At 69.2% G+C, this 16267-nt stretch carries 1 protein-coding gene (cut by a window edge); it reads right to left on the bottom strand.

The window, feature by feature from the left end; all coding sequences use genetic code 11:
- Positions 1-16267 carry the 5' end (the start) of an LEPR-XLL domain-containing protein gene (locus ACG00Y_RS04515; RefSeq protein ID WP_394476394.1) on the bottom strand. Its footprint begins 25160 nt before the window's first position, so 16267 of the gene's 41427 nt are visible here — the first part of the coding sequence; its start codon is at positions 16265-16267; the stop codon falls past the left edge of the window.

Genomic DNA, 16267 nt, shown 5'->3' with positions numbered 1-16267 from the left:
CCGTGAGCAGGCCGCCGCTCTGCTCGACGTTGAAGGCCTCGTTGGTGATGTCGTCGTAGGTCGTGCCGTTGCCGTAGCGGCCCGAGGCGTCGCCGGCATGCAGGTAGAGCGTGCCGTCTGCCGCCAGGTGGCTGATGTCGGGTGGGTCACCGAAGCTCCACTTGAAGCTGCCGCCGACGCTGATGCCCATGACGCGCACGCGCGCCGCCACATAGGCCGCGGCGGGCGTGATGTCGATCTGCGCGTCGAAGCCGGCGATGGTGAAGTCGATGCTGCCGAAGATGCCGAGGTCGATCTCGAAGTCCAGCGAGCCATGCGCCTCGGCAAAGAAGCGCGGCCGGCTGGACAGCAGCACACTCATGCCGGCGTTGAAGTGCAGCGGGCCCAGGTGGATGTCGATCTCGGCGCTGCCGCGCACTTCCCACTGGCCGTCGCTGGAGACGAAGCCGCCGACGTTCACCGTCAGCGCATTGAAGAAGTTCAGGCTGCCGTTGAACTCCAGCTTGAAGACATCGTTGACGATGCTGATGCGGCCGCCGAAGTCGATGTCGAAGGCCAGCAGCTTGAGCGCGCCGTTCAAGGACAGGTCGAACATCGTGTCGCCGGCGATGGTGTGGCCGGACAGCGTCGTGTAGTCGTTCTCGCTGGTGTTGATCAGCAGCGTCGCATTGGCCTTGATGTTCAGCACCGAGATGCCGAACTCCAGCCGCGTCTGCACGCGCAGCGCGAAGAAGGGCGAGTTGTTGGCGTCGGTGCCGAAGGCGGCGTCCAGCGCGAAGGCGAGCTCGCCGAAGTCGCCAAGGTCCAGCGTGACGTTGCCGCTGGCCTGCAGACCGCGGCTGTCGATCAGCAGGTCCATGCCGCCGGTCAGCGAGATCGGGCCGACATTGATGGACGCCGCGCCGGACAGGCGCAGCATCTGCGGCGACAGGTTGACGAGGACCGGCTGGCCTTGCGCGTCGAAGACGTTGCCGCTGGCGTCGCGGCCGCGCACCGTCTGCGCCTGCGCCGTGGTGTTGATCTGCAGCAGGAAGCGGCCGGTGACGTCGAAGATGCCGCCGCCGTCGATGATCTTGGACTGCGCGCCGCTGCCGCCCACTTCCAGGCTGCCGTACAGGCCGCCGGCGACGATGCCCAGTGTGCCGGTGACCTGCAGGGGCTCCAGCACCGGCAGGTCCAGCGTGGCCGTGACAGCCATCTCGAAGCCGCTGGTGGAGATGATGATGGCGAAGTCGCCGCGCAGGTCCAGCAGGCCGTCCAGCAGGTCCAGCGTGCCGCGGCCGCTCAGGGCCATGTAGGGCCCGGTCCAGTTGGGCTTGCCGGGCGGCGTGGCAGGGATGGTGTAGACCGGGAAGTCGACCTTGTCGAGGAACTCGTCCGGCACCTCGTAGACGATTTCCTGGCCGAAGCTGTTCATGTTCAGCTCAAGCTCGGCGTTGAGCCGGGCGACGGAGCCGAAGTTCAGGTTGGCTGACAGGTTCAGCCGCATCGCGATGCCGTCGCGGATGACCAGCAGGCCGGTGGCGTGCGTCGTGAACAGCGGCGCGCTCTCCGTGCCCAGGCGGGCCTGCACGTCGACGAAGACCGAGATGCCCTGGCTCGCGCTGGCGCGCACGTCGAACACGCCGGTCATGTTGACCAGGCCGAAGACGTCCAGCTCGGCCTCGCCGAACAGGCGCAGGAACTGCTCGTTGTAGAGCAGCACGATGGGCTGGTCGGGGTTGCCGGTCTCGATGGCGTAGCCGGGGGAGATGACGCCCTGGCTGTTCTTCCAGTTGGCGCGCGAGAAGTCGATGACGGTGAAGGCGCCGGTCAGGCTGACGCCGCCGCCCAGCGTGACGGCACCGGAGGCGCTGTCCTGCGTGAACTGCGACGTGCCGATCTGGATGCGCACGCCGGTGTTCAGCTCCAGCTTCAGGTTCTCGGCGTGGAAGACGACGTCGGGCACGCCGGTCAGGCCGATCTCGGTCACCGAGGCCTGTGCCGCGAGATACACGCCCACCGACGCGCCCTGCGCGGTGATGACCAGCTCCTTGGCGACGATCAGGCCGACGTCGAGGTTCTCGATCTTGAAGCCGACGGCGGAGGTGTCGGGGCTGTCGGCCTCGGTGATGCGGCCGTCGCCGTCGGTGTCGCGCCAGTAGCCGCCGACACCGATGAAGCCGAAGGCGTCGTTGATGCCGATGGCCAGCGTCGTGACCGTCGTCTCCTCGCCGTTGTCCAGCGTGACGCGCTCGGAGCCGCGCTTCGTGAACGCCATCGACGCCGACAGTTGAACAAAGCCGGCCAGGTTGATGGACGCATAGCCGACCTTGGCCTGGATCAGGTCGCCGGTGAAGTCGAGGAAGACGCTGTTGCCGCCGCCCGCCGGCAGCGCGAAGCCGGCGCTGTCGATGAGGCCGTTGCGGTTGCGGTCCTCGCCGGTGTCGAGCTGGCCGTTGCCGTTGCTGTCCTCGGTGTAGTCCTTGAACGAGGGGCTCAGCTGGTAGTTGATGGCCGGCGGGCCGAACAGCTGGATGGCCGCCTGTACCGGTGCCGGGATGCTCGGCACATAGAAGGTGTTGATGTTGACTTCAACGTCTTCGGCGCGCACGTCCAGCAGCGAAGCGTCGATGCCCACCAGGCCGGCATAGCCCACCGCGGCCTTGGCCGTGACGAAGCGCGGCGTGTACTGCTCCAGGCCGGGGATGAACTTGCCGATGGCCGGCGTCATGATGGCCAGGCCGAAGTCGACATCGTCCAGCGCGACGCCGATGGCGCCGTCGTTGATGCTGTCGAGCAGGCCGTCGTTGTTGGCGTCGACACCGTAGCGGTAGGGGCCGCCGACGCCGGCAAAGCCGGTCAGGTTGGCGCCGCCCAGCGTCATCGCCGAGACCTGCAGCGGCAGGCTGTCGCCGTTGACGCCGAGGCTCTCCAGCAGCGGGCGCAGGCCACCCATGTCAACGGCGACGGTGAAGATGTCGCCCTGGCGGAAGGCCAGCGAGCCGCGCAGGAACAGGAAGTCGGCGACGGCGATCTCGGCAAGGCCGATGTCCAGGCCGATGAGGTCGTTGCCGCGCATCGTCAGCCGCACCGGCGTGCCGCCGGTCTTGATCTCGTAGCCGGTGCGTGTGACGCCGCCGCTGTCGACGACACGGATGCTGGAGTAGTCCGCCGTCGAGCGCATGACGCCGCCGAACAGCTTGCCGCCGTTCTGCACCTCGACCGTCACGTCGCGGGCGCGGATGGTCAGGATGTCGCCGAAGCCGTAGGTGCCGATCTCGTCAGCGTGCAGCTGCAGCGACAGGAAGTTCTGTGCGTTGAAGAAGGCCGGCAGGTCGGCCTTGAACAGGCCCAGGCCCAGGTCGACGTTCTGCAGGCCGAAGCCGATCAGGTCGTCCTGGCTGGACAGCGGCTGCGAGAAGTCGGGGTTGCCGACGCCGATGAAGACGTCCACGTCGGCCGCGCCGAAGCTCAGGCCCTTGAAGGTGACGTTGGACAGCCGCGAATAGTCGGCCGACAGGCCGCCGATCGCCTTCAGGCCGTTCAGGATGGTGGTCGCCGTGCCGGCCGGCAGCAACTGCTCGATCAGCGACAGCTCGGCCGGCAGGCCGGTGTACATGTCGGCGGTGAAGGTCTCGCCGAGGTTGAGCCGGAAGTCGCCGTGGATGTGGACGAAGTTGGCGATGTTGATGCTGAGGTCCGGCAGCTCGACGGAGCCGAACAGCGTCAGGCCGAGGCTGGGATCGAAGCCGATCGACAGTTCCAGGTTCTTCAGGAAACCCAGCGCGCCGTCGAGGAAGTCGAAGCCCGGCAGCTTGTCGGGCAGGAAGCTGGTGAGCTTCTTCAGGCTGATGGTCGGGATCAGTGCGCCGGTGGACGGCAGCTCGAAGTCGAAGTCGAAGCTGGTGCTGACCTCGAACAGGTCGAACAGGCCCAGCGTCGCCGTCATGGCGATGCGCAGCGAGTTGCTGTCGTAGTCGAGCCTGAAGGCTTCGGGGTCGCTGCCGATGGGGATGGCGAGGCCACCGCCGGGCAGCGTCGTGAAGTCAACGTAGGCGCTCGGCACCGGGTACTTGCCGAGGAAGGCGCCGTTGAAGCCGAGCTTGACCTCGGTGGCCTCCAGCGTCAGGTAGGGGTCGGTGCCGACCAGACCGGCCAGGCCGGCGGTGGCCGACAGCGCATAGAACTTGCCCGGCAGCGTGATGCCGGCGCCCGGCGTGGGCGTCAGCATGGCCAGCGCGAAGTCCAGGCTGTCGATGGCGAAGCCGATGGCGTCGTCGTTGGTCGTGTCGTTGCCGTCGATGACGCCGTCGCCGTTGCTGTCGCGGCGGTAGGGGCCGTTGATGCCGGCGAAGGCGTTGACGTTCTTGCCGGCGACGACCAGCACGTCGGCGGGAATGGCGATGTCCAGGCCGACGGCGTGGAAGTTGACGTCGTCGACCGTCTGCTTCTGGAAGGTGAAGCCGCCCGACAGGCTGAGGATGCCTGCCACGCTGGCCTTGGCCTGGCCGACCGTGGCGCTGATGAGGCGGTTGCTCGCGGTCAGCGTGATGGGCGTGCCGCCGGTGCCAATGGCATGGCCGCCGCCGGCGCTGGCCGAGAAGTCGACGATGTAGAGCGGGTTGCTGCTGGTGTTGATGTCGACGAGGGCGTCGGTCAGCGAGAACTCGATGAAGTCGTCGAAGCCGACAAAGCCGATCTGCGCCGCCGAGGCCTTCAGCGCCGTGAACTTGGTGCCGGTGACGACGTTGGCGGCCGGGTTCAGGATGTCCGGCACGGCCTTGTACAGGCCCAGTGCGAAGTCGAAGTCGTCGACGCTGAAGCCGATGGCGTTCGGGTTGCTCGCGTCGCCGCCCACGCCGACAAAGGCGTTCACGTCGCTGGCGCCGATCTCGATGGCGCGCATGCGCACGTCGGGGATGCTGACGCCGAGCGGACCCTTGACGGTGAGGGCCGTGTCGTCACCCTTGCGGAAGGCAAAGTTGCCGTCGATGTGGACGAACTGGCTGATCGTCAGCCGCGCATCGGTCAGGCTGGCGCCGATGACGCTGCCGGACATGTCCAGGAGCACCGGGTCGCCGCCGGTGGGCACGTTGAAGCCGGCACTGCCGCCAGCCGTGAAGTCGATGGGCCGGGCGATGCCGCTGGCGGTGTTCAGCTCGATGTCGACGCCCTGGGCGGACAGCTCGAAGTCATTCGGATCGAAGCCGTAGACGCCGATGGAATCCGCGTGGGCCTTCAGCGCGGTGTACTTGATGCCGGCGCTGTCCTTGGCCATCAGCAGGCCGATGTCCACGCCCTCGACGCCCAGGCCGTAGAGCTGGCTGTCCTGGTCCTGGAAGCGGCGCGTGCGGTCCAGGCCGCCATCGGCATAGCCGACGAACACGTCCACGTTGCTCGCGCCGACCGTGAAGCCGCGCAGCGGGTTGGCGGGCGTGCCCACCGGCAGGCCCAGCGTATTGCGCAGGCCGGTGAAGCTGGCCTTCTGGAAGGCGAAGCTGCCCTGCACGAGCACGAAGTCGGAGATCGCCAGCGTCGCCTGCGCGGCGGACAGCATCAGCCGTTCGCCGGAGAAGTTCAGCGTCACCGGGTCGGCGCCCGTGGGCAGGTCCAGCGCGCGGTTGCCAGCGAAGTTCAGCGGCGTGATGAGGCCGCCCAAGCCCGGCGTGGCGGTGTTGAACTCGATGTGCACGTCCTGCGCGTTCAGCGCAAAGTCCGTCTCGTCGACGCCGTAGATGGAAACGTTGCTGGCGTCGGCGCGCAGCGCCTGGTAGGCCTTGCCGCCCTGGTCCTTGACGCTCAGGTAGCCGAAGCTCAGGCCTTGCACGCCGAAACCGTAGAGGCTGCCGGCCTGCTCGGCGAAGGTCTTGTCCGGGTCGATGCCGCCGTCCGCGTAGCCGACGAAGGCGTCGATGCCACTGCCGGCGATGCTGAAGCCCTTGGCGCCCAGCACCGGCACGAGGCCGCTGCCCGAGCGCAGCGTGTTGCCGAAGTCGGCCTTCTGGAAGCCGATAGCGCCGCGGAAGTAGATGAAGTCCGAGACCTTCAGCACCGCCTCGCGGGCGTAGACGCCGATGCGATCGCCACCGCGGAAGTCCAGCGCCACCACGCCCGTCGAGCCCAGCGCGAGGCCGCCGGCGCCGAAGCTGCGCACGAAGTCGATGCTGCGGCCCTGGGCGTCGGCGCGGTTGATCTCCAGCTGCAGGTCGTTGGCGCTCAGCTCGAAGTCGTTCGGGTCAAAGCCGAACAGCGCGACATTGGCCAGGTTGGCCTTGGCCGCCGTGTACGACTGGCCGCCGGCCTTGGCGATGAGCACGCCGAAGTCGGCGCTGCTGACACCGAAGCCGTACAGGTTGGCAGCCTGCTCGGCGGGCGTCTTGCTGGTGTCGAAGCCGCCGTCCGCATAGCCGACGAAGACGCTGACACCCTGGCCCGTGATGGCCAGCATGGAGGTTGCCGTGACCGGCTGCGGCGCGCCGGTAGCCGTGGCCAGCACGATGGGCGCGGTGGGGCTGTACTTCTCGAAGCCGATGCGGCCGGACAGGTAGGCGAAGTCGAACAGCTGCAGCGTGATGTCGCCCTCGACGCGCACCAGCTCGCCGGCGGCGCCGTCGATGTCGATGTCCACCGTCTCGCCCGGGCCGATGAGCACGGTCAGCGGCGCGGCGGAGAAGTCGATGACGCGGTCGTTGGCACGGCTGGCCTGGTTCAGCTCGACGGTCAGGTTGCGCACCGTGGGCAGCAGGTCGCTCAGGCCGACGAAGCCGGCCGAGGTTGCGTTGGCCTGCAGCGCCGTCCACTTGCGGCCTGGTTCGGTCTGCGAGCTGATGAGGGCCAGCGCCAGGTCGATGCCGGCGATCTCCAGGCCGGCGGCATCGGCCGTGCCGCCGTTGACGCCGGCAAAGACGGTCACGTCGTCCATGCCGAAGCTCAGCACGTCGACCGCCAGGCTCTGCGCCGGCAGCGTGTTCGTGGCGGCCAGCGAGACGGTGGCGCTGCGCTTCTCGACCGCGAAGCCGCCGTTGACTTGCACGAAGCCGAAGGCATCCAGCGTCAGCCGGCCGGTGGCCGTCAGCATGGGGCCGTTGTCGCCCGGCATCTCGAACGTGATGCCGCTGGACGGGCCGGTGGCGACAGTCATCGCCGTGGCGCCCGCCGCGTAGTCGACGACGGCCGGCTTGGCGCCGGCCGGCACGACCTGCGACGCGCGGTTGATCTGCACCTTCAGGTCGTTGGCCTGCAGCGTCAGGCCCTCGGGCATGCCGACGAGGGCGACCTGCTGGGCGGTGGCTTCCAGCGAGGTCCACTTGCGCGGTGCGCCGGTGCCGCCCACTTCGCTGATCAAGGCCAGGCCGAAGTCGGCGCCCGTCAGCTCCAGGCCGACCTGGTCCGCCGTGCCGCCGTTGATGCCGGCGAAGGCGCGCACATTGCTGGCGCCGATGGTCAGCAGGCGGGTATTGACAGTCGTCGGCGCGGCGGTTTCCAGGCCTTGCGCGTTCTTGGCGGCGGACAGCGTGACGGCCTGGTCGCGCTGCTCGATGGCGAAGCCGCCGCTGACCTGGAAGAAGCCAAAGGCGTCCAGCGTCAGCACGCCGCTGGCCTTGAGGATCTTGCCCTCGCTGCCGGCCATGTCCAGCGTCAACGTGTTGCCGGGTGCGGTGGCGACGACGAGGTTCTGGGCCGCGTAGTCGACGACCTTGTCGTTCAGCGCCTTGGCCTGGTTGATGCGCAGCGACAGGTCGCTGCCGGTCAGCGTCATGCCGTCGATGCCCACGAGGCCGACGCTGCCGGCGCTGGCCTGCAGGCTGGTCCAGCTGCGCGTCGGCGTGGCCTTGCTGCCCTGCAGGGCCAGCGCGAATTCGAGGTTGGTCAGCTCCAGGCCGACCTTGTCGGGGGAGTTGCCGTTGACGCCGGCAAAGCCGTTGATGCCGGCGCCGCCCACCGTCAGCAGGCGGGTCTGCACTGTGCTGCCATCGGCCAGCACGACCGAGGAGTCCTTGCTCTCGATGGCAAAGCCGCCGCTGGCCTGCACGAAGCCGAAGGCGTCGAGCGCCAGCACGCCGCTGGCCTTCAGCACCTTGCCCTCGCTGCCGGCGAGACTGAGGGTCAGCGTGTCGTTGCTGCCGGTGGCGACGGTGAGGTTCTGGGCCGCGTAGTCGGCGACCGAGTCGTTCAGCTGCTTGGCCTGGTTGACCTGGATGCTGAGGTTGCTGCCGCCCAGCGTGAAGCCATCGATACCGACGAGGGCGACGCTACCGACGCTGGCCTGCAGCGTGGTCCAGCCGCGGGCCGGGGCGGCCTTGCTGGACTGCAGCGCGAGTGCGAACTCCGCGCCCGTCAGCTCCAGGCCGACACGGTCCGCAGAGCCGCCGTTGTTGCCGGCAAAGCCGTTGATGCCGCTGCCGCCCACCGTCAGCAGGCGGGTCGGCACCGTCGAGCCGTCGGCCAGCACGACGGACGAATCCTTGCTCTCGATCGCAAAACTGCCGCTGAGCTGCACGAAGCCAAAGGCATCCAGCGTCAGCGTGCCGCTGGCCTTGAGCATGCGGCCGTCGGCGCCGGCCATGTTCAGCGTCAGCGAGTCGGCGGGGCCAGTCGCGACGACAAGGTTCTGCGCCGCGTAGTCGACGACCGGGTCGGCCAGCTGGCTGGCCTGGTTGAGCGTGATGGCGAGGTTGGTGCCGGCCAGCGTCAACCCGTCGATGCCCACCAGCGCCACGCTGCCGACGCTGGCCTGCAGGCTGGTCCAGCTGCGCGCGGGCGTGGCCTTGCTGGACTGCATCGCGACGCCGAACTCGGCGCCGGTCAGCTCCAGGCCCAGCCGGTCGCTCGATGCGCCGTTGTTGCCGGCAAAGCCGTTGATGCCGCTGCCGCCCACCGTCAGCAGGCGCGTCTGCACGGTGCTGCCGTCGGCAAGGATGACGCTGCTGTCCTTGCTCTCGATGGCGAAGCTACCGCCCAGTTGCACAAAGCCGAAGGCGTCCAGCGCCAGCACGCCGCTGGCCTTGAGCATGCGGCCATCGCTGCCGGCCATGTCCAGCGTCAACGTATTGCTCGGGCCGGTCGCGGCGACGAGGTTCTGCGCCGCGTAGTCGGCCACCGCGTCGTTGAGCTGCTTGGCCTGGTTGAGCTTGATGGCGAGGTTGGAGCCGGCCAGCGTCAGGCCGTTGATGCCCACCAGGGCCACGCTGTCGACGCTAGCCTGCAGGCTGGTCCAGCCACGGGCCGGTGCGGCCTTGCTGGACTGCAGCGCCAGTGCGAACTCGGCGTTGGTCAGTTCCAGGCCCAGGCGGTCGGGCGAGTTGCCGTTGTTGCCGGCAAAGCCGTTGATGCCGCTGCCGCCGACGGTCAGCAGGCGGGTCTGCACGACCTCGCCACCGGCGAGCGTCAGCGTGCTGTCCTTGCTCTCGATGGCAAAGCCGCCGCTGAGCTGCACGAAGCCGAAGGCGTCCAGCTGCAGGTTGCCGTTGGCCTTCAACACCTTGCCGTCGCTGCCGGCCATGTCCAGCGTCAGCGTGTTGCCCCGGCCGGTGGCGACGACGAGGTTCTGCGCGGCGTAGTCGGCCACGCTGTCATTGAGCTGCTTGGCCTGGTTGACCTGGATGCTGAGGTTGGTGCCGGCCAGGGTCAGGCCGTCGATGCCCACCAGCGCGACGCTGCCGACGCTGGCCTGCAGGCTGGTCCAGCCGCGCGCGGGCGTGGCCTTGCTGGACTGCAGGGCCAGCGCGAACTCGGCATTGGTCAGCTCCAGGCCCAGGCGGTCGGCCGAGGCGCCGTTGTTGCCGGCAAAGCCGTTGATGCCGGAGCCGCCGACCGTCAGCAGGCGGGTCTGCACGACCTCGCCGCCGGCCAGCGTCACCGAGGCATCCTTGCTCTCGATGGCGAAACCGCCGCTGAGTTGCACGAAGCCGAAGGCATCCAGCGTCAGCACGCCGCTGGCCTTGAGCATGCGGCCGTCGCTGCCGGCCATGTCCAGGGTCAGCGTGTTGCTAGGGCCGGTCGCCGCGACGAGGTTTTGGGCGGCGTAATCAGCCACCGCGTCGTTGAGCTGCTTGGTCTGGTTGAGCTTGATGGACAGGTTGGTGCCGGCCAGCGTCAGGCCACTGATGCCCACCAGCGCCACGCTGTCGACGCTGGCTTGCAGGCTGGTCCAGCCACGCGCAGGTGCCGCCTTGCTGGACTGCAGCGCCAGCGCGAACTCGGCGTTCGTCAGTTCCAGGCCCAACCGGTCCGGCGAGTTGCCGTTGTTGCCGGCAAAGCCGTTGATGCCGGAGCCGCCGACGGTCAGCAGGCGGGTCTGCACGACCTCGCCGCCGGCCAACGTCAGCGAGGCATCCTTGCTCTCGATGGCGAAACTGCCGCCGAGCTGCACGAAGCCGAAAGCGTCCAGCGCCAGCACGCCACTGGCCTTGAGGATTCGACCTTCGCTGCCGGCCATGTCCAGCGTCAGCGTGTCGCTCGGGCCGGTCGCCACGACGAGGCTCTGCGCGGCGTAGTCGGCCACGGCGTCGTTCAGCTGCTTGGCCTGGTTGAGCTTGATGGACAGGTTGGTGCCCGCCAAGGTCAGGCCGTCGATACCGACCAGCGCAACGCTGTTGACGCTGGCCTGCAGGCTGGTCCAGCTGCGCGCCGGGGTGGCCTTGCTGGACTGCAGGGCCAGTGCGAATTCGGCGCCGGTCAGCTCCAGGCCCAGCCGGTCGGCCGAGGCGCCGTTGTTGCCGGCAAAACCGCTGATGTTGCTGCCGCCGACGGTCAGCAGGCGGGTCGCGACCGTCGTGCCATCGGCCAGCACGACCGATGAATCCTTGCTCTCGATCGCGAAGTTGCCACCGAGCTGCACGAAGCCGAAGGCATCCAGCGCCAGCACGCCGCTGGCCTTCAGGATCTGGCCTTCACTGCCGGCGATGCTGATCGCGCGCGTGATCGTCGTGCCGGTGGCGACGATGAGGTTGCTGGTGGCGTAGTCGGCCACCGAATCATTGAGCTGCCTGGCCTGGTTGAGCTGCAGGGACAGGTTGGTGCCCGACAGCGTCAGGCCGTTGATGCCGACCAGGGCGACGCTGCCGACATTGGCCTGCAGCGTGGTCCAACTGCGTGCCGGCGTGGCTTTGCTGGACTGCAGTGCCAGCGCGAAGTCGGCGCTGGTCAGCTCCAGGCCCAGCCGATCGGCCGAGCCGCCGTTGTTGCCGGCAAAGCCATTGATGCCCGTGCCGCCGACGGTCAGCAGCCGCGTCAGCACTGTGGAGCCGTCGGCCAGCGTCAGCGAAGCATCCTTGCTTTCGATGGCGAAGCTGCCGCCCAGCTGAACGAAGCCAAAGGCGTCCAGCGCCAGCACGCCGCTGGCCTTCAGCACGCGGCCGTCGGCGCCGCTCATGTCCAGCGTCAGCGAGTTGCCCGGTGCCGTGGCGACGACGAGGTTCTGCGCCGCGTAGTCGGCGACCGCGTCGCCCACCTGCTTGGCCTGGTTGACTTTGAGCGCGAGGTTGCTGCCGGACAGCGTCAGCCCGTTGATGCCCACCAGCGCGACGCTGTCGACGCTGGCCTGTAGGCTGGTCCAGCTGCGCGCCGGGGCGACCTTGCTGGACTGCAGCGCCAGTGCGAACTCGGCGTTGGTCAGCGCCAGGCCGACCTGGTCGGCCGAGCCGCCGTTGTTGCCGGCGAAGCCGTTGATGCCGGCGCCGCCGATGGCCAGCAGCCGCGTGTTGACGACCTCGCCGCCGGCGAGCGTCAGCGTCGCGTCCTTACTCTCGATGGTGAAGCCGCCGCTCAGCTGCACGAAGCCGAAGGCGTCCAGCGCCAGCGTGCCGCTGGCCTTGAGGATGGCGCCCTCGCTGCCGGCCAGCGACAGCGTGCGGCTGCTGCTGGTGCCGGTTGCGATGACCAGGTTCTGGGCGGCGTAGTCGGCGACCGCATCGGCCACCTGCTTCGCCTGGTTGAGCTGCAGCGACAGGTTGCTGCCGGTCAGCGTCAGCCCGCTGATGCCCACCAGGCCGACGCTGGCGACATTGGCCTGCAGCGAGGTCCAGCTGCGCGCCGGGGTGGCCTTGCTGGACTGCAACGCCAGCGCGAAATCGGCGCCGGTCAGCTCCAGCCCCAACCGGTCCGCCGAGCCACCGTTGTTGCCCGCAAAGCCGGCTATGCCCGTGCCGCCGATGGCCAGCAGCCGGGTCTGCACGACCTCGCCACCGGCCAGCGTCAGCGTCGAGTCCTTGCTCTCCAGCGCGAAGCTGCCGCCCAGTTGCACGAAGCCGAAGGCGTCCAGGTTCAGCACGCCGCTGGCCTTGAGCACGCGGCCGTCGCTGCCGCTCATGTCCAGCGTCAGCGTGTTGCCGGGCGCCGTGGCGACGATGAGGTTCTGGGCGGCGTAGTCGGCGACGGCGTCGCCCACCTGCTTGGCCTGGTTGAGCTTGAGCGCGAGATTGGTGCCGGACAGCGCCAAGCCATTGATGCCCACCAGCGCGACGCTGTCGACGCTAGCCTGCAGGCTGGTCCAGCTGCGCGCCGGGGCGGCCTTGCTGGACTGCAGCGCCAGCGCGAACTCGGCGCCGGTCAGCGTCAGGCCCACCTGGTCCGCCGAGCCGCCGTTGTTGCCGGCAAAGCCACCGATGCCGGCGCCGCCCACGGCCAGCAGCCGGGTCTGCACGACCTCGCCACCGGCCAGCGTCAGCGACGAGTCCTTGCTCTCCAGCGTGAAGCCGCCGGTCATCTGCACGAAGCCGAAGCCGTCCAGCGTCAGCGTGCCGCGGGCGCGCACCAACTCGCCATCGCTGCCGGACATCAGCAGCGTGCGCGACGTGCCGGTGCCGGTGGCGACGACGAGGTTCTGCGCCGCGTAGTTGGCGACCGCGTCGTTCAGCTGGCTGGCCTGGTTGATGGCGACGGACAGGTTGCTGCCCGCCAGCGTCAAGCCATTGATGCCGACCAGCGCGACGCTGCCGACGTTGGCTTCCAGGCTGGTCCAGCTGCGCGCCGGGCTGGCCTTGCTGCTCTGCAGCGCCAGGCCGAAGTCGACGTTGGTCAGCTCCAGACCGACACGGTCCGCCGAGGCGCCGTTGTTGCCGGCAAAGCCGCTGATGCCGGTGCCGCCGATGGCCAGCAGGCGGGTCTGCACCGTGTTGCCATCGGCCAGCACGAGGCTGTCGTCGCGCTTCTCGATGGACAGGCTGCCGGTGGTGCTGAGGAAATCGAAGACATTCAGCGACAGCGTGCCGCTGGCCTTCAACATCTCGCCGGCAGTGCCGGCCATGTTCAGCGTGATGGGCGTCGCGCCGGTGGCCACCGTCAGCGCGGTGGCGGCGTAGTCGACGACCGGGTCGCTGACGCCGGTGGCCTGGTTCAGGCTGACGGCCAGGTTGCTGCCGGTCAGCGTGACGCCGTCGACGCCCACCAGGCCGACCGTGCCGGCCGTGGCCTGCAGGCTGGTCCAGCTGCGCGCGGCGTTGTTGCTGTCGGAGAACAAAGCCAGCGCGACGTCCAGGCCGGTCAGGTTCAAGCCCATCGCGCTGGCCTGGCCGGCGTTCAGGCCGGCAAAGCCGCTGACGCCGGCCGCGCCGACGGTCAACATGCGCGACTGCACGACCTCGCCGCCGGCCAGCGTGATGGCCTGGTCGCTACGGGTGACGGCCAGGCTGCCGGTCAGCCGCACAAACTCATAGAGGTCGAAGGTCAGCGTGCCGGCGGCCTGCATCAGGCGGCCGCGCGAACCCTCCATGTTCAGCGTGATGGGCGTGGCGCCCGTGGGCACGCTCAGCACGGTGCGGCCGGCACCGTAGTCCACCACCGAGTCGGCCACGTTGCGGGCCTGGTTGACGCTGACGGACAGGTTGCTGCCGGTCAGCGTGACGCCCGCCAAGCCAGTCAAGCCCGCCGACGTGGCGCTGGCCTGCAGGCTGGTCCAACCGCGCGTGGCATCGTTGCGCACGCTCATCAGCGCCAGCGCAAAGTCCACGCTGGCCAGTGCCAGGCCCGGGCCGTTCGGTATGCCGGCCGTGGCCGTCAGGCCGCTGCCGCCCAGCAGCAGGCGGTCGACGGCGACGCCGGCGGTGGACTCGTCGACGCCGGCCGTGGCGGTGTTGTCGGCGGCCAGCAGCACCGTGGCGCTGCTGCGCTCGAAGGCCAGGTTGCCACCGACGTTGAAGAAGTCGCCGACGGTCAGGTTGGCGCCGCTCAGGCTGACCTGCTGCAGGCCGATGCCGAAGCCGCTGCCGAAGGTGTAGCTCGCGTTGCCCACGGCCAGCGCGCGGCCGCTGGCGTCGGCGCCGCTGGCGTTCCAGCGCAGCGCGACGGAGCTGGCGCTGGCCGAGATGTCGCTGCCCAGTTGCAGGAAGGGTGAGCCGCTGGACTCGACCACATCGACGCCGCTACCGTCGGCCTTCATCGCGATGGCGACGGTGGCGCCGGTCACGCCGGCCTTGAAGCTGCCGGCCAGCAGTTGCACGCCGGCGTTGGCCGCAATGATGGCCATGCCGCCGGTGTTGGCATCGCGGCCGAAGGCGTAGTCGCCGCTGAGGCTGAAGGTGTCGGCGATCGTGGCCTGCAGGCCGCGGATGTCGACGGCCGGCGTGCTGCTGGCCGGCATCGCGCCGAAGGTGTGGGTCAGGCTGCCGGCCTCCAGCACGCGGCCGGTCTGGTCGGCGCCGGTCAGGTTCAGCCGCAGCAGCGCCGACGTGGCCGACACGTTGGCGAAGCCGCCGCCCGACAGGTGGAAGCCGCCGCTGGCCTCCAGCGCCAGGCCGCCGCCGGTCGTCATCACGGCGCCGAAGCCGGCGTTGGTGACGCCGGCCGCAAAGCTGCCGGTCGTCAGCCGCGCCTCGATGCCGCTGCCCACCGCCGTCAGTGAGCCGGCCGACACCGCCAGGCCGAAGCTGCCGTTCAGCGTCACCGGGCCGTAGGTGAACTGGCCCGTGCCGCTCATGGACGCGAAGTCGCCCAGCTGGCCGTTGCCGTCGAAGGTGAAGGTCGTGCCGTCCACCAACAGGCTCTGCGCCTGGCCGGACAGGTCGATGCCGGCCTGGTTGGCCACGCCGTTCAGCTGGCCCAGGCCGCGGCTGAACTCCAGCGACAGGTTGTTGGCGGCCAGCGTCAGGCCGCTGACGCCTTGCAGCGCGATGCCGCCCGCCGAGCCCTCGGCCAGCAGCCAGCCGGCGGAATTGGCGCCGCGGCCGTCGAGCACGACGACGGCGGCGTCGATCTGGCTGAAGGTCAGGCCCGGCTTGGCGGCGTCGTTGGCGTCCAGCCCCAGGTAGCCGGCGCCGTTGGCGAGGCCAATCTTCCAGACGTCGTACGTGTGCGGCGTGCCGCTGCCATCGCTGAACGACAGGTTCTCGGTGTAGCTGGCCGCCAGCGAGCCGGAAAGCTTGACGCCCTGGCCCAGGTCCAGCGACGCGTTGCTGATCGTGAAGTCGACGTTGCGAGCGAAATAACTCGCGTTGAACCACTCGCCCGCGTGGTCGGCCAGCGCCTGGGCCTGCGCACCGGCAGCGCCGTACAACAGGTTGACGGCGAAGGCGCTGGGCGCGTCGAGCACGTGGGCGACGAGCTTGAGTTCCTTGGCCGCCGCGTCGTGCTGGATCTCGAAGAACAGGCCGTTGCCGACACTGACCAGACCCTCGCCGTCCGCGAACTTGCCGGTCAGCGTGCCGCCGTAGCTCAGGAAGGTATAGACCTGGCCGTCGGCAGGTGTGGCACCGCCAATGAGGCTGACCTTCAGCGTGCCGTCCAGCACCGCGTCGGCGGCCACGTTCAGGCGATCCGATCCCGTGCCGTCGATCTCGATCTCCAGCACGTCGCTGGCGGTCAGCGTCAGCGAGGGCTCGGGCGTCGTGGTGACCGCCTGCGTGCCGCCCGGGGCGACGACGGCCAGCGCCTGCATCGTCGGTCCGCCGCCGACGTTGAACTCCTCGGCGGGGTCGTTGGCGGCCTGGTCCAGCGGCACGCTGAGCGTGCCGGCCATGAAGCCGTCGGCCATCTGCGCGTGGCTGACATCGAAAGCGCGCGCATCCACCGCGAAGGTCTGGCTGCCGCTTGACGAAGGCTCTTCGGCAGGCGCCCAGGCCTGCCAACCTTCAGGCAGGCTGGCGTGCGGCACCTGGCCCGGGTGCAGGGCCAGCGCATCGGCCGGGTCGTAGGCGCCGTCGACGCTGGTGGCGTAGAGATCGGCCGGCTGCATGACCACCGCATGCGCCGCGCCCAGCACCGGGTCGGCGGACAGCAGCACGCGCGGCTCCAGCGCCTCCAGTTTGTAGGCGTCGCGCATCGCGCGCGCCAGGCGGGCCAGTGAACTCAC

Origin of the sequence: Pelomonas parva (assembly GCF_043555835.1) — a bacterium.
Taxonomy (GTDB): domain Bacteria; phylum Pseudomonadota; class Gammaproteobacteria; order Burkholderiales; family Burkholderiaceae_C; genus Pelomonas; species Pelomonas parva.
The sequence above is the reverse complement of the archived record's forward strand: the minus strand, read 5'-3'. Positions and strand labels throughout refer to the sequence as shown.